Below are 15,618 nucleotides of genomic sequence, written 5' to 3'. Positions count from 1 at the left end.
GTTGATGGGCCTGTCTGAACGGGAGGCTTTTGCCTCTCTTGAGAAACGTCTCCAGGCCGAGGCAAGCCCGGGCACTCGCCCGGGCCTGTCCCGACTGGCTCGCCTCTGTTCTTGTCTGGACCATCCGGAGAGAACTTTCCAGGCCGTTCACATCGTCGGGACCAACGGCAAGGGCTCGACGGCCTCTTCCCTGGCCTCGATCCTCGACGAGGCAGGGCTTCGAGTCGGTCTGTATACCAGCCCTCACCTCGAGAGCCTCGGAGAACGTCTCCGTCTGGACGGAGAGGAACTTCCCCTCTCCCTCTGGGAACGGGGAAGCGACGTCGTTCTTCGTGCCCTCGACAGTGATCCTCTTCTCCGGATCGATCCTCCCACCCTTTTTGAGCTGCTGACGGCCTTGGCCTTCTGGCTTCTGAGAGAGAGCGGGTGCCGTCTCGCCGTTTTCGAGGCAGGCATGGGAGGCCGCCTTGACGCGACGAACCTCCTGCCTCGTGTCGTTCTGACTCTGGTGACGCCTATTGCCGACGATCACGGCGACTACTTAGGCAAGACGATTGAAGCGATCGCGGAGGAAAAATTTGCCGTCTTACGTCCTGGAGTGACGGCTCTTTTCGCCGGCGGCGACACGCACCTGGAGGAGCGTTTCCTCCGACGGGCTCAGGCAAGCGGTGCTCGAGGCTTCCTGCTTTCTCAGTGGCCCCTTTTCGGTATTCGCTGCACCGATAGGGGCACCGCCTTTCGCCTGGATCTCTCCGACGGACCCAGAGATTTCTTTTCTCCTCTCCTGGGGCGCCATCAGGCTACGAACGCTGCCATGGCCCTTTGCGGTGCTCATTTCCTCAAGGCTTTTTTTCCCTCCCTTCTTGACGAAGAAACCCTGGCTCGAGGACTGAGCAGAACCTTTTGGCCCGGTCGGATGGAAATTCTCTCCCGGGAGCCGATCGTCATCCTTGACGGAGGCCACAACCCTCACGGATTGACAGCGACACTTCGCTCCGTCTCGGATATTTGGGGGGAGGAAAGGAGACGACGGGCTCTTTTTGCCGCCATGGCCGACAAGGATTTCCGCTCTGAGCTGGCCCTCTTTCGCGAAGGACGGTGGGATGTCGTCTTCACCGAAGTGCCGAATCTCTCCCGCGGGGCCTCCGTGGCGGCTCTGGCCGAGGCAGCCGCGTCCGTTGGCCTGACGAACTTCCTCTGCGAACCCCGCCTCGATCGGGCCTTCTCTCTAGCCGTAGAGGGGAGTGACCTGCTCCTTTGTACGGGCAGTCTCTACCTCGTCGGGGCCCTGCGCTCCCTGCTTAGGGCTGCCTGATGGAGGGATTTGTCCTGAAGGAAGATCTCTCCGCGCCAGAGCTGGAATATCGCACGGAGGACGGTTTTTTAAAGGCACGCCTCCTTCTTCCCTCTCGGAACCTCCCTCTCCCAAAGACCTTCTCCCTCTCCGAGGGACCTCTCCTATGGCCCTTGCAGGTTCACGGCACGAAAATCCTCGACGCCGCCTCGGCGCCGCTTTTTCCCTGTCGTCCCGAGGCCGACGGCGTTTTTTTATCCACCGTGGGAATCGATGTCCGGCTGCGTTTCGCCGATTGTTTTCCCGTTGTCCTCTCCGGCGGCGGCCCCTGTCTCTGGATTCTCGGGCTCCATTGCGGATTCAAGGGAACGGTGCTGGGGATCGTCGAAAAGGCCTTCTCGTTTCTCCGCGCAAAAGGGCTTGGCCCAGAGAACGTTGAAAGAGCCTGGATAGGACCGGGAATCGGTCCCTGCTGCTTCGACAGACGACGAGACGATTCATGGACACAAAAAGGTTTGGCCTGCTTCGGCTCCGACAGAGTCTTTCCCGGATCGGAGACGGTCCGCTTCGACATAGGAGGCCACCTGTTTCAGTCTCTTCTTCGTTTCGGTCTTGATGAAAATCGGGTTTTTCTCGCCCCCTGGTGCACCTCCTGTCACCGTGATCTTTTTTGCTCCTTTCGCCGAGGTGACAGAGACGAGAGGATGGATCTTCTTTTCCATCTTCAGGGAGGCGAGTCCACTTTTCTCCGGGATCGGTGAGACTATAAAGGAGGGCCACAGGGGCTGCTCTTTCCCCGATAAGGAGTGATCGTTATGGATCCTGTACGGGTAGGCGTTATAGGCGTGGGGCATCTGGGACATCATCACGCCCGGGTCTATACGGAGATCCTGGGTGCCCGTCTCGTGGGTATCGTCGATATCGACGACGAGCGGGCCGCTTCCGTAGGCGAAAGCCTGGGAGTTCCCAGCTTTTCCGACGTCGATCTCTTCTTCGAGCGATGCGACTTGGATGCCGTCAGCATCGTCGTTCCCACTTGCGATCACTACGACATGGCCTGTCGTGCCCTGAAGCGAGGCGTTCACGTTCTCGTCGAAAAACCGGTGACAACGACCGTGGAACAGGCTGAAAATCTTCTCCGTCTGGCCGAGAGAGAGGGACTCGTCCTTCAGGTCGGTCACATCGAGCGCTTCAACAGTGCCGTTCAGTACGTCCGCAACACCGTCAAGGAACCGCTGATGTTGCAATCGCGGAGGCTTGGCCCTTTCTCATCGCGCATCGCCGATGTCGGTGTCGTCCTCGATCTGATGATTCACGACATCGACATTATCCTCTCGCTTGTCTCAGCGCCTCTTGTCAGCATAACGGCCTCGGGACGTTCCATCATGGGATGTCACGAGGACATCGCCTTGGCCCAGCTCAACTTTGAAGACGGAACGTTGGCTGACATCCTCGTCAGCCGCGTTTCGGAACGTCGGCTGAGGCAGTTGGAGATCATGGAACGGGAGCGCTTCGTCACCGTCGACTATGCCACGCAAGACGTCTCCATCCACCGCTGTGTCCAGGATCGAAGCACAGGAATGCTGGAAGTGATTGAACACCCCGTCTTCCCCAAGGGGGAACCTCTCAAACTGGAACTTCAGCATTTCATCTCTTGCGTTCACGACGGACGCAAACCTCTCGTCTCGATCGCCGACGGGAAGAGAGCCCTGGAGGTGGCCGTCGAGGTCTTGCGACGTATTCAATTAGGCTCCACCGAGGAAGCCCTGAAAATCGTCTGAATCGTCGCTCTTCGTCGGAGACGTTCCCCTTTCCCTCGGAGTCGCCTTCCTTTATGTTATTCTTGTGGCACGATGCCCTCTCCCCCGGGCATGCCTAGGGAGGTGTCTTTGTGCCAGCCCCGAACGTGCAGGCTCTCATCGCTTTGGCTCTATTCCTGGTCTCCCTCTTTATCGCCAGGGTCGTCAATAACGTTACCTCCGGGCGATGGCCCGGCGGCAAGGCGTGGGTCGTCTACCTTCGTGCTCTCCTCGGCTTTCTGCTCGCGGCGGCGATCACCTTCGCCTTCTACGCCTTTGCCGGGATAGACATCCTCCATCGATGAAAAATTCTTTCATCCTTCGCTCGCTCTGTTGCGCCGTCTTTTTCGCCTGCGTCACTCCCGCCTTGGCCGTGACGCTTCCCGTGGCCGATCGGGTCGGTGCCGCCCGCTTTCTCGTAGAAGCGGGCACGGCTTACCTCCAAGGTAACGATGAACAGGTTTTCTCCCTCCTCGACGAAGCCTTGCAAAAGAATACGTATCTCATCGATGCCTACCTCTTGCGTGCCCTAGCCTATCGTCGCCAGGGGCGGATGGAGAAGGCTCGGGAACAACTTTCCTCCTTCCTGGAAGTTCAGGCCGGCGATGAAGTTGCCGAAAGGATCCAGGCCCAGACGATGCTGGAGGAAGAGGCCATCGATCGCCTTATCTTCGGCCGGTTTTGGCCTGATGCCTACTTGCGTCTCCAGACGACGCTGCCCTTGGCTTTCGGCCTTTCCCCTTGGCGCATCCCCGCCATGGAGGCTCCGCATCAGCCCGTTCTCGCCTTCGGCCACCTTTATCTCTCCGATCCACCTAAAAAAAAGGTCTACGTGCTTTCTCCTCTGGGAGAAAACACGCCGCAAGTGCGGCGTTACTCCCTTCCTCATTCGCCTCGAGCCGTTCTCCCGCTGGGAAACGACGTCTTCCTTGTCCTCGACGACAAAGGTAATCTTTATCGCGGTGACTTGGCGTCGGAGACACTCGCCTTGGCCTCTTCCGGCGCGATTCCCCTCGTCGCCCCCTCCGACGCCGTTCCCGCTGCCGTCGACCTTCTGGTCCTGGCGGACTGGGGGGAACGGCGGATTCTGCTTTATCGCCCCTCGTCGGGATCCATCGAGAAGGAGTGGTTCCCTCCTTTATCCAAAGAGAGGGCGCTTTTCGACCCACTTGCCCTCTCGGCATGGGGACCCTATCTGGCCGTTGTCGACAGAGGCAATCAATGCCTCCATCTTTTGGAACTTCCCTCTCTCCGCCTTCTAACGACTCTTGCCGTCGACTCTCCTCTCGATGTGCTTCTCCTCGGAGGTCCCAGCCGGGCAGCCGTCCTTACAAGCACCGGCGAAGTCCTTATCTGTGACCTCCTCCAGGGAAAAACGGTTGAAACTCTCGTAGCCGAACCTCCGTCACGAGAACTGTGGGCCCTGTTCGGAGAACGGACATCTTTTCAGGCTCTCTCCTTCGACGGAAGGAAAATCGTCCGATGGTCCCCTCGGTTCAATGCCACGTGGCCCCTTTTTCTCGTCTCGGGCCCCCTCTCCGTCCAAAACCAGGGAGACCTGCCCGTTTTGCACCTGCAAATCGAACCTTTTGGGCCACAGGCCCACCTGATCTCCGCGATGGCTCCTTCCATCAGTGCCGCATGGCTGGACAAGGCTCTTCAACCGCGGATCAGCCCGCTGCAGGAGCGGATAAAGGAGGAGCTGCCCCTTCTGATAACAGAGGAAAGCGATCTGCCCTCCGACTTGCCCTCCATGCTCGTCGAGAGGGGGACTTTATCGTCTGCCCTTCTCCTGCGAGATCTGGCTGAGCGACGCCCCTCAGGTCTCGTGCTCGATGACAACCTGGAGCTGAGGGAGGACGAGGCCCGACTCCTTTTAGGCTACTGCCTTTTCAGAGGCATCCCGATTCACCTCTGGGCACGTCAGGTTCCGACGGCGGTTCAGATGCGCCTTGTCGAAGGAACGGGAGGACAGCTGCTCTTCTACGAGGAAATCAAGGGCTTCGTGAAACAGGAAGAACGCATTATCAATGTCCAGATTCCTTTACAAAGGAATCTCCTTCCCGAGGGGCGACTTTCTGCAAGTCTTTTCGCCCTTTATCTTGACGCAGGAGTTTTTTTCGGCAGAAACTGGCTACCTCTTTGGGGTTCCGCTAGAGAATAGTGAATGTAATAATTGTTTTTTTCGGACTAACATCGCTCTTTATATACGATTTGACCCTGCAGGGGAGTACCCCTATGATACCGATGGTTCAAAAGGAAATCGATGTCCGAAGCGAAGGACCGAAACGGATCGGTCTTGCCGTCATGAGGGGGGCCTTCTAAGGTGGAACAGCTCATCAGGAAAGCGCTTGATGGAGATCCTCGCTCCATTGCAAGACTCATCAGCATTGTTGAGAGCGACTCTCCTTACGCGGAAAATATCATGAAGACTATTTATCCCCGCTCGGGAAGGGCTCATTTCATCGGCATCACAGGTAGCCCCGGGGCAGGGAAATCGACTCTTGTGGATAAGATCATCAGGGAATTCAAGGAGCGGGGGAAATCCGTCGGCGTCGTCGCCGTCGACCCTTCGAGTCCTTTCACGGGCGGAGCGATTCTTGGTGACCGCCTTCGAATGCAGAGCCACGCCCTCGACCCCGATGTCTTCATCCGCAGCATGGGTTCCAGAGGCTCCCTGGGAGGCCTCAGTCACGCCACCTACGAGGCGGCTTTGATTCTAGACGCCTGCGGAAAAGACGTCGTCCTCATCGAAACCGTCGGCGTCGGCCAGTCGGAAGTCGACATCGTGAAAATTGCCGACACGGTCTGCCTCGTCCTGGTTCCAGGCATGGGGGACGACATCCAGATCATGAAGGCGGGCATCATGGAAATCGCCGATGTCTTCGTGGTCAACAAGGCCGATCGAGATGGGGCCGATAAGATCGTCCGAGAAGTCAACGTCATGTTGGATCTCATGGGCGAACGGAGCTGGCGTCCTCCCATCCACAAGACCATGGCCGAAAAGGGGGAGGGCGTTGGAGATGCCGTTATCGCCCTCGCCGAGCATCGGAGCTACCTGCAGAAAACAGAGGAAGGGCGGAAACGCAAGTGGCGCCGCCTCGAATTGGAAGTGGAGGAGATCATGCGACGCGAGATTTCCCGCGTTGTCGAGAACTCCTGGAATGAGAGGAAAACCGTGGAACTGCTCAACGGTCTCGCGGAAAGAACTCTTGATCCCTACTCAGTTGCCGGAGAACTTCTTGACAGGGTTTTCAGTCGAGAGGCCTGACGGAGAGGACATCATCCGAGGAGGTAAGGAAGCATGTCGGAAAAGACGATCGACCAGCTCTGCGAGGCGCTGTTGTCGCGCAGGGAGAAGGCCGCCCAGGGAGGCGGAGCGAAGGCCGTCGAGAAGCAGAAGGAAAAGGGAAAGATGACGGCCCGAGAGCGTATCGCGTCGCTGCTGGACGAGGGGAGTTTCGTCGAGATCGACGAATTCGTGACGCACCGCTGCGTCAACTTCGGTCTGGAGAAGAAGCTCTACGAAGGAGACGGAGTGGTGACGGGCCACGGGACCATAGAGGGCCGCCTCGTCTACGTCTACAGCCAGGACTTCACCGTCCTGGGCGGATCTCTGGGCGAGATGCACGCCAAGAAAATCTGCAAAGTCATGGACATGGCGCTGCAGAACGGAGTGCCCGTCGTGGGAATCAACGACTCGGGCGGAGCGCGCATCCAGGAGGCCGTCGACGCCCTCTCGGGCTACGGGAACATCTTCTTCCGCAACGTCAAAGCCAGCGGGGTCGTGCCGCAGATCTCGGTCATCGCCGGTCCCTGCGCGGGCGGTGCCGTCTACAGCCCGGCTCTGACGGACTTCACCCTCATGGTGGACAAGATCGGCATCATGCACATCACGGGCCCTGCCGTCATCAAATCGGTGACGGGAGAAGAAGTGACGAGCGAACAGATCGGCGGGGCCATGACGCACAACCGCGTCTCGGGAGTGGCCCAACTCTTCGCCGCCGACGAAGGGGAATGCTGGGCCCAGGTCCGCAAACTGCTCTCCTACCTGCCGAGCAACAACATGGAAGAGGCGCCCCACAAAGAGACGGAAGACGACGTCTGCCGCACCGTCCCGGAGCTGAGAGGAGCCGTGCCGACCAACCCCAACAGGGGCTACGACGTGCGGGACGTCATCGTCAAAGTCGTCGACGACGGGGACTTCTTCGAGATCCAGCCCTACTGGGCGCAGAACATCGTCACCGGCTTCGGCCGCGTCGGGGGCAAAGTCATCGGCATCATCGCCAACCAGGCCAAACACATGGCGGGATGCCTCGACATCGACGCCTCGGACAAGGCGAGCCGCCACATCCGCATCTGCGACGCCTACAACATCCCCATCGTCACCTTCGAAGACGTTCCGGGCTACCTGCCGGGCCTGGCGCAGGAAACGGGAGGCATCATCCGCCACGGGGCGAAACTCCTCTACGCCTACAGCGAGGCCACGGTCCCCAAAATCACCCTCGTCCTCAGGAAAGCCTACGGCGGGAGCTACCTGGGCATGTGCAGCAAAGACCTCGGAGCGGACGTCGTCCTGGCCTGGCCCCAGGCGGAAATCGCCGTCATGGGAGCCGAAGGGGCGGCCAACATCATCTTCGCCCGGGAAATCAAAGAATCGGGCGACCCCGCCGCGACGCGGGCGGAGAAAATCGAAAGCTACAAAGAGGCCTTCGCCAACCCCTACCAGGCGGCCTCGCGGGGCTTCGTCGACCGGGTCATCCTGCCGGAAGAGACGCGCCTCGAACTGCATCGTGCCCTCACCGTAAGCGAAAGCAAGCGTGAACTGAGGCCGAAGCGCAAGCACGCCATCATGCCCCACTAGGAAAGAGGGGACCGAAAATGGGACATCTCTCCGATCACTTTCAGGGTCCGCTTGGGGCCGTCGTCCTCTCCCTCATCGCCTTCAGCGTCGTCTTCCTCGTCCTGATGGCGCTCATGCTCCTGCTCATCGGAGTCAAGCACCTGGCCGGGCTGATCGACGCCGTCAAGGCGGCCAAAGAGGCCCAGGCTCAGGCGGTGAAGGCGTCGAAAACGTCGTCGTCGCCGAAGGAAGCGCCCAGGGCCGTCGTCAGGGCCCAGGAAGCGGGAGACCAACTCATCGCCGTCCTCACGGCGGCCATCGCCGCCGGCGGCCTCGAGAACTTCCGCATCAGCTCCGTCCGCCCCGCCGTAGCCGTGGCCGACAGCCTCACGTCGGGCTGGAAACGCCTCTCGCGCCTGGACAACCTCGAAGGCTGGGAATAGGCGGGCGGGGAGCCCGAGCCCTGTCGGGCCCGCCGCCGAAGACGGCCGATGGGAAAGACGGAAAAGGCGAACGTCCCGTCCCGTCCGGGACCGTGACGCCCGCCTCGGAAAAGGAACAGGAGCCTGCAGCGAACGGGGGAACGCCCCCCGCAAAAACCGACACGACAAAGGGAGGACCTGAAATGGCCCGCAACTACCGCATCACCGTCAACGGAACCGCCTACGACGTCCAAGTGGAAGAACTGGGCGGCGCCGCCGCGCCGACCCCTGCCAGAGCCGCCGCTCCCGCCGCCGCCCCCGTGGCGGCCCCTGCCCCCGTCGCCGCTCCTGTGGCGGCCCCCGCCCCTGCCGGCGCCGCCACCGTCACGGCGCCCATGCCGGGCAAAATCCTCAAAATCGCCGTCGCTCCGGGAGCCGTTGTCGCCGCCGGAGACCTGCTCCTCGTCCTGGAAGCCATGAAAATGGAAAACGAAATCCTCGCCTCCGCGGCGGGCACCGTCCAGGAAATCCGAGTCAAAGAAGGCGGCTCCGTCAACTCCGGAGACATCCTCGTCGTCCTCGGCTAGGCCTCGGGCCTCAAAGGAGGAACGACCATGGGAATCTACATCGAATCACTGTCGAGCGTCCTCTCCCAATCGGGATTCGCCGGCCTCACGACGGGCAATCTCGTCATGCTCGTCGTCGGCCTCGTCCTGCTCTACCTGGCCATCGGCAAGGGCTTCGAGCCCCTCCTGCTCGTGCCCATCGCCTTCGGCTGCGTCCTCGTCAACCTGCCCCTGTCGGGCATCATGGACGAAGGGGGCTTTCTCTACTACGTCTTCTTCGGGACCCAGCACGAAATCTACCCCGTCATCATCTTCATGGGGATCGGAGCCCTGACGGACTTCGCGCCCCTGCTGGCCAACCCCATCACCTTCCTCCTGGGGGCGGCGGCCCAGCTGGGCGTCTTCATCGCCCTCTTCGGCGCCATGATGATGGGCTTCTCGGTGAAAGAGGCGGCCAGCATCGCCATCATCGGAGGGGCCGACGGCCCGACGAGCATCTACCTGACGATGAAACTGGCGCCGCAGATCCTGGGAGCGGTTGCCGTGGCGGCCTACAGCTACATGTCCCTCGTGCCGCTCATCCAGCCGCCGGTCATCAAGGCCCTGACGACGAAGGCGGACCGGGCCATCCGCATGGACAACCTCCGTCCGGTGAGCAAGACGGAGCGGGTCCTCTTCCCCATCGTCTGCACCATCGCCTCGGGCCTCATCCTGCCGGCGTCGGTGCCCCTCATCGGCATCCTCATGTTCGGCAACCTCCTGCGGGAGTGCGGCGTCACGGAGCGCCTGAGCCTGGCGGCCCAGAACGAGATTCTCAACGCCACGACGATCTTCCTGGGCCTGACGGTGGGCGCGACGATGGAGGCCGAGACCTTCCTGACGGCGGCGACGCTGAAGATCATCGTCCTGGGCCTGGTGGCCTTCGTCTGCAGCACGGCCGGAGGCGTCCTCTTCGGCCAGGCCCTGAAAATCTTCTCGGGCGGCAAGATCAACCCCATGATCGGAGCGGCGGGCGTCTCGGCCGTCCCCATGGCGGCCCGCGTCGTCCAGAGAGTGAGCCAGCAGGAGAACCCCGGCAACTTCCTCCTCATGCACGCCATGGGCCCCAACGTGGCCGGCGTCATCGGGACGGCCGTCGCCGCCGGCACCATGCTCACGCTGCTCATGAGCTGACGGGGTAGACTCTTCCGGAGAATCGCGATCACCAACAGAAGCGGAGGAATGCCTTTCCTGAGGGGAAAAAGCGCCTCCGCTTTATCTTGTAATGGTATGATAGGCGTCATGGAGAAGGCGACTTTCACGAAGATGGGAGGCCCTCATTAGATGCACGTAGCGATCGGTTCGGATCATGCAGGCTACGCCCTTAAGGTGAACCTCATGGCTTTCTTGAAGGAACGGGGGGAGACCTACTCCGATTTCGGGGCCCATTCGGAGGATGTGAGCATCGACTATCCTGATGTGGCTTGGGCGGTTGCTGAATCCGTCGCCTCGAAAAAGGTCGAACGCGGCATTCTCATCTGCGGAAGCGGCGTCGGTATGTCCATTGCCGCAAACAAAAGATCGGGTGTCTACGCCGTACTCGGCAATGATCTCTACACGGCCAAGATGAGCCGTCTTCACAACGACACGAACGTTCTCGCCCTTGGAGGTCGTCTTTTAGGACCCACTCTAGCAAGGGAAATCGTCTCGCTTTGGCTGGACACGCCCTACGAGGGCGGGCGTCACGATCAGAGGCTCGACAAAATTAAGGACAAGGAATTTTCAAAAGGGGAAAGGGACACCTCCTGTGAAACAAATACAAATAACGGTAAACTGATTCTCGTCGACCATCCTCTTGTCCAGCATAAAGTCAGCATCATTCGCGACAAGAATACCAGCGTCAAGGAGTTTCGAGAGCTTGTCCAAGAAATAGCCGGCCTGATGGCCTATGAGACGACAAGAACCTTGGCCCTTGAACCTATTGATGTGGAGACGCCGATAACCCGAACGGTGGGAAAGACGTTGCAGGGTAAAAAACTGGCTGTTGTGCCCGTTCTGCGTGCCGGGCTGGGTATGGTCGAAGGAATACTGCGCCTGATTCCCAATGCCAAGGTCGGCCACGTCGGCCTCTACCGAGATCCTGAAACGTTGGAGCCTGTCGAATACTATTGTAAGCTGCCCAACGACATACAAGAAAGAGATATTTTTATCCTGGATCCCATGCTCGCAACCGGTGGCTCGGCTGTAGCAGCTATTGACCTTGTGAAACGGCAAGGCGGTAAAAAAATATCTCTAGTCAACCTTATTGCAGCTCCAGAGGGTGTCAGGCGCGTACATGCATCTCACCCGGAAATCGATATTTATGTTGCCGCTCTTGACGAAAAACTCAATGACCATGGTTATATCGTTCCCGGACTTGGGGATGCCGGAGATAGATTATTTGGGACAAAATAGTTATGTCGAATTTTATTCTAGATAATCATTTTATATCTGGATTATTTTTGTTTTTTTGGTCTTCCATATTAACTCCTCTCTCCGTTCGTTTGGCCTCTCAATACGGAATGTTGGACTCTCCTGGCGGGAGAAAATCTCATCAGGGGGTAATACCGCGGGGAGCTGGATTAGTTTTAAGTTCAGGATTTATTTTTTGGGCGCTCTTCGCTGGAATTTTAGGACGCAATATTGCTCCAATAGTTACCGCTTCGCTAATTGTTTTTGTTATTGGATATGTCGACGACATGAAGCCGGTTCCACCTCTAGTTAGGTTGATTTTTCATTTCCTAGCTGCTGCAGTTTCGATTTGGCGGGTTGAGACAGATTTATTAGTCAAAATCATATTAATTTTTTGGGTAACAGGCATGACTAATGCGTTTAATCTCATTGACGGGATGAATGGTTTAGCCCTATCTTTAGCTTCTTTAACTTCTTTTGCATCGCTTTTACATCGCGGCGGACCATGGTGGTCGGCTCTTTTGGGATTGTGTTTCGGAATTTTAATATGGAATTTTCCAAGGGCTTATACTTTTCTTGGCGACGGAGGAAGTACTCTGCTTGGATTTTTATGTTCTTCCTTAGTCGTTTATGATTTTTGTTTTTCCTTTCTCTCTCTAGGAAGTATTAAATTTGTTTTTATTTTAGTTTTATTGGGAGGCATTCCCGTTCTGGATACTTTGTCTGCTATGTGTCGTCGCCTCTTGCGTGGAAGATCTCCGTTTTCACCCGATCGAGGCCATTTTCACCATGTACTTTTGGATTTTGGCTTAAATCAGAGCTATGTCCTTTTGATTTTGTCTGTAGTTCATTTTTTAGTCAATATGGCTGCATATAAGTTTTTAGGTGTGGCTTTGGGAATTTAGATGCAATCAACTATTTTAGTTGTAAATAATCATGCATCGGCTTTTCGCTGAGCATCAGGGGTGAGATGTTTGAGTGATAGATTGTGTGTCGAGGGTGGAGTTAAACTCACAGGTGTAGTTAAAGCTCAGGGCGCAAAAAATGCAGCGCTACCTGTTATGGCCGCCGCTCTCCTTCTACAGGAGGGAGCCTTGTCGATCGATCGCGTCCCCAGGCTCGAGGACGTGACGATCATGGCCGACCTCCTTCGTCACCTTGGGGCAAGCGTCGAACATGTCGGCGGAAGAATGACCGTCAAGGTCGGAGGCGATCTGGGGCGCTATGAGACGCCCGACGTTCTGGTCCGAAAGATGCGGGCCTCTTCTCTGGTGCTGGGTCCTCTTCTGGCCAGAAGAGGACGCGCAATCCTCCCGTTGCCTGGCGGCTGCTCGATCGGCAGCCGTCCCATAGACCTTCATCTGAAGGGACTTGCGCGCATGGGGGCCAACCTCGAGATACGTCGAGGTGCCGTTTACGCCACGGCACCGGGGCGCTTGCGCGGAAGTCGGATCTATCTCGATTTCCCCTCCGTCGGTGCCACGGAGAATTTGCTTATGGCCGCAGCCTGTGCGAAAGGAGAAACGGTCCTCGAGAATGCGGCTCGTGAGCCGGAGATCACCAATTTGGCTCACGCCCTTGTCGCTATGGGAGCTTCAATTGAAGGAGCCGGATCGGGAACCATCCACATTCAGGGAGTCGATGGCCTCAAAGGGGGATCGATAACCGTCATCCCCGATAGAGTGGAGGCCTCCACCTTCCTCATCGCGGGAGCTCTGACGGGGGGCGAGGTCACGGTGACGGATGTCGTTCCCGAACATATGGAAGCCTTGCTTTCCAAACTGGAAGAGGCGGGCGCTTCTCTCATGGTCCGGGAATCGTCCGTGACCGTTCGCGCCGACGGGCCTCTCTCCGGCGTAACGCTGAAAACCCTGCCTTATCCCGGATTTCCTACGGATTTGCAGCCCCAGATGATGGTTCTCCTTTGCCTGGCAGAGGGAACGGGCATCATTCACGAAACGGTTTTCGAATCGCGTTTTCTTCACGTCGGCGAGCTGAAACGCATGGGAGCGAAAATTGAGTTACAGGGCAATACCTCGATCGTGACGGGCACGCCTATTCTCAATGGGGCCGAAGTGCGGGGAACGGACCTGCGGGCCTGCGCGGCTCTGGTCCTGGCTGGCCTGACCGCCAGGGGAACGACGGTCATCAGCGATGTCCACCACCTGTGGCGAGGCTATGAAGCTTTTGTCGAAAAGATCAGACAGATCGGCGGCCTGATCTCGGTGCTTGACGACGACGGGAAGGCATCCTTTCCCGTCGAGACGCCGGAAGCTTTCGCGAATCATCAGTGAGGAGGAAAAAAGATTGGCCTGGTTGGATCGATTGACACGAAAATCTCTCGTGGACCTAGAGGCCTACCGTCCGGGAAAGCCGATCGGAGAGGTGCAAAGGGAGTTGGGCCTTGACAACGTCGTTCGACTCTCCTCGAACGAAAATCCCTGGCCCCTGCCTGAACCGGTCAGGGAGGCGGTTCTTAACGCAGCTCTTGATGTTTCACGATATCCCGATCCCGCGGCTTACCACCTTAAGCGCGCTATTGCGAGAAAATGGGGCGTTTCTCCTTCGGAAGTCATGGTCGGCACGGGAACCGAGGGTGTTCTGTATTCTCTTTTTCAAGCGATAATCGATGAGGGCGATGAGGTTGTTTTTCCTGTTCCGACCTATTCTCTCTATCGCCTTTCAGCTACTGCAGCAGGAGCTGTTTGTATTGAAGTCCCCCTGGGCGAAGATCTTATGCCTAACATTCAAGGGTTGGCGGATAGTTGTACCACAAAAACCAAAGCTGTCGTTTTATGTAATCCCAATAACCCCACAGGCCTTTTTGTAGCCAGAGATGACCTTATTAAGCTTTCTAATCAACTGGAGAGCAAACAAACATTGTTAATTATTGACGAGGCCTACGCGGAATATGTTTCAGATCCATTTTATTTAAATGGAGTTGATCTTTTCCGCCAACTGGGAACTGTTGTTATTCTCCGAACTTTTTCTAAAATTTATGGTTTGGCTGGTTTACGAATTGGCTATGCCATTGCTCCCAAGCCTATTGTAGATTCGTATGCAAAAGTACGAAGGGTTTTTAGCGTAACCCAAGCCGGATTAGCCGCAGCTGTCGTAGCGTTGGATCAGCAGGATTACATACTTAATATTAGAGAAAAAACAATATCAGAGCGAGAAAAGACAACAAAAGCTCTCAAAGAAATGGGCGTAAAAGTCAGCCAAACACATACCAACTTCATGCTTATAAAAATAGAAAAATCAGATCTGATATGCGATGCACTTCTTAAAGAGGGGATTATCGTTAGACCCGGCTCTGATTTTGGCATGTCCAATCACATTAGAGTCACAGTAGGCCTTAAAGAAGAAAACGAGAGATTTGTTGCGACTCTTAGAAAGGTACTGAGGAGACTTGGAGTCAGATAAGTCCATAAACAATATTTACGATAAAAATCACCCCAAACTTAGTCTTATTGTGTTCCATGGACCTGCTGGAACGGGGAAGAGCAGAAGAGCTCAGCTTATCGCACGAAATCTAGATGTTGATTTTATCATTGATGATGGCCTTGTTATACATAGAGGCCGGATAGCTTGCGGTAAAAGCGCTAAATCCGAAAAAAATCAGATAAAAGCAATCAGAAGAGCCTTGTTTCAATACAAAGACCACAAGAATCAAGTCAAAAATTTCCTCGAAAAGCAAAGTGGCCGAGTTATGCTTCTAGCCACGTCCAAGGATATGGCTTTAAAGATAATAAAAACGTTAAATCTACCTGATCCAGAAAAATATATTTCAATCCAAGAAGTAGCCACTGCATCTGAAATAAAAAAAGCAAAAAAAGAAAGGAGAGATAAAAAACAACATGTGATACCTGTTTCACAAGTTCAAGTTCGAAAAAACTTCGCTGGTCAGTTGGTTGGAAAATTTAGAGTATTCTTGCAGCCGCTTTATCCTCAAGATGGAGAAAAAACAATAGTTAGGCCTCCTTTTACTTTTTATGGAGATCTAAAGATAGATCCTGAAGCTTTAAACCAAATAGTCAACTATATTGCTATTCATACAGACCAAGTTTTATCTATTGAATCCAACAAAATAAAAAATGAAGACGACAATATACATATATCCATAGAGATATTCATTAAAATTGGATCAAGAAATTTTATTGAAATTTCCAAATTGTTACAAAAAAGAATAAAAACAGGATTAGAGTATTTCACAGGGCTAACAGTCAAGTCAGTTGACGTTATTGTTTCAGGCTTAGATCTGTAG

At 56.1% G+C, this 15,618-nt stretch carries 15 protein-coding genes; all 15 read left to right on the top strand.

Translation table 11 applies throughout. The features are described 5' to 3' along the window. Positions 1 to 4: 4 nt before the first annotated feature. Positions 5 to 1,315: a bifunctional folylpolyglutamate synthase/dihydrofolate synthase gene (locus tag KAR29_RS07080; protein ID WP_274374937.1), complete on the top strand. Its 1,311-nt coding sequence runs from the start codon at positions 5 to 7 to the stop codon at positions 1,313 to 1,315. Next, a complete protein-coding gene (locus tag KAR29_RS14065; protein ID WP_407649562.1) occupies positions 1,315 to 2,055 on the top strand; it encodes a polyphenol oxidase family protein in 741 nt (246 codons plus the stop codon). Before KAR29_RS07080 ends, KAR29_RS14065 begins: the two co-directional genes overlap by 1 nt. 54 nt (positions 2,056 to 2,109) lie before the next feature. Then, positions 2,110 to 3,075: a Gfo/Idh/MocA family protein gene (locus tag KAR29_RS07070; protein WP_274374884.1), complete on the top strand. Its 966-nt coding sequence runs from the start codon at positions 2,110 to 2,112 to the stop codon at positions 3,073 to 3,075. Positions 3,076 to 3,185: 110 nt separating this feature from the next. Beyond that, positions 3,186 to 3,398 carry a flagellar biosynthesis protein FliR gene (locus tag KAR29_RS07065; protein WP_274374883.1) on the top strand — a complete coding sequence of 71 codons (213 nt, stop codon included), beginning with the start codon at positions 3,186 to 3,188 and terminating at the stop codon, positions 3,396 to 3,398. A gap of 62 nt (positions 3,399 to 3,460) precedes the next feature. After that, the gene (locus tag KAR29_RS07060; RefSeq protein WP_274374882.1) at positions 3,461 to 5,257 is read left to right on the top strand and encodes a tetratricopeptide repeat protein; all 1,797 of its coding nucleotides are present in this window, start codon (positions 3,461 to 3,463) and stop codon (positions 5,255 to 5,257) included. A 162-nt stretch (positions 5,258 to 5,419) separates the two neighbouring features. Further along, positions 5,420 to 6,364: a methylmalonyl Co-A mutase-associated GTPase MeaB gene (meaB, locus tag KAR29_RS07055; protein WP_274374881.1), complete on the top strand. Its 945-nt coding sequence runs from the start codon at positions 5,420 to 5,422 to the stop codon at positions 6,362 to 6,364. A gap of 33 nt (positions 6,365 to 6,397) precedes the next feature. Continuing rightward, the gene (locus tag KAR29_RS07050) at positions 6,398 to 7,957 is read left to right on the top strand and encodes an acyl-CoA carboxylase subunit beta (RefSeq protein ID WP_274374880.1); all 1,560 of its coding nucleotides are present in this window, start codon (positions 6,398 to 6,400) and stop codon (positions 7,955 to 7,957) included. Between the two features lie 17 nt (positions 7,958 to 7,974). Then, on the top strand, positions 7,975 to 8,379 hold the full coding sequence (locus KAR29_RS07045) for an OadG family transporter subunit (protein WP_274374879.1): 405 nt from the start codon (positions 7,975 to 7,977) through the stop codon (positions 8,377 to 8,379). A 182-nt stretch (positions 8,380 to 8,561) separates the two neighbouring features. Then, positions 8,562 to 8,945 carry a biotin/lipoyl-containing protein gene (locus KAR29_RS07040; protein WP_274374023.1) on the top strand — a complete coding sequence of 128 codons (384 nt, stop codon included), beginning with the start codon at positions 8,562 to 8,564 and terminating at the stop codon, positions 8,943 to 8,945. 27 nt (positions 8,946 to 8,972) lie between these two features. Then, positions 8,973 to 10,097 carry a sodium ion-translocating decarboxylase subunit beta gene (locus tag KAR29_RS07035; RefSeq protein WP_274374878.1) on the top strand — a complete coding sequence of 375 codons (1,125 nt, stop codon included), beginning with the start codon at positions 8,973 to 8,975 and terminating at the stop codon, positions 10,095 to 10,097. Positions 10,098 to 10,247: 150 nt separating this feature from the next. After that, positions 10,248 to 11,357 carry a uracil phosphoribosyltransferase gene (gene upp / locus KAR29_RS07030; RefSeq protein WP_274374877.1) on the top strand — a complete coding sequence of 370 codons (1,110 nt, stop codon included), beginning with the start codon at positions 10,248 to 10,250 and terminating at the stop codon, positions 11,355 to 11,357. A gap of 107 nt (positions 11,358 to 11,464) precedes the next feature. Beyond that, positions 11,465 to 12,259 (top strand): glycosyltransferase family 4 protein, encoded by a 795-nt coding sequence (locus KAR29_RS07025; protein ID WP_274374876.1) that lies wholly within the window; start codon positions 11,465 to 11,467, stop codon positions 12,257 to 12,259. Positions 12,260 to 12,328: 69 nt separating this feature from the next. Further along, positions 12,329 to 13,648 carry a UDP-N-acetylglucosamine 1-carboxyvinyltransferase gene (murA, locus tag KAR29_RS07020; protein WP_274374875.1) on the top strand — a complete coding sequence of 440 codons (1,320 nt, stop codon included), beginning with the start codon at positions 12,329 to 12,331 and terminating at the stop codon, positions 13,646 to 13,648. A gap of 13 nt (positions 13,649 to 13,661) precedes the next feature. After that, a complete protein-coding gene (gene hisC / locus KAR29_RS07015) occupies positions 13,662 to 14,777 on the top strand; it encodes a histidinol-phosphate transaminase (RefSeq protein WP_274374874.1) in 1,116 nt (371 codons plus the stop codon). Next, on the top strand, positions 14,764 to 15,618 hold the full coding sequence (locus tag KAR29_RS07010) for a hypothetical protein (RefSeq protein WP_274374873.1): 855 nt from the start codon (positions 14,764 to 14,766) through the stop codon (positions 15,616 to 15,618). The genes hisC and KAR29_RS07010 overlap by 14 nt, the downstream gene beginning before the upstream one ends.

Source organism: Aminithiophilus ramosus (genome assembly GCF_018069705.1).
GTDB lineage: Bacteria > Synergistota > Synergistia > Synergistales > Aminithiophilaceae > Aminithiophilus > Aminithiophilus ramosus.
The sequence above is the reverse complement of the archived record's forward strand: the minus strand, read 5'-3'. Positions and strand labels throughout refer to the sequence as shown.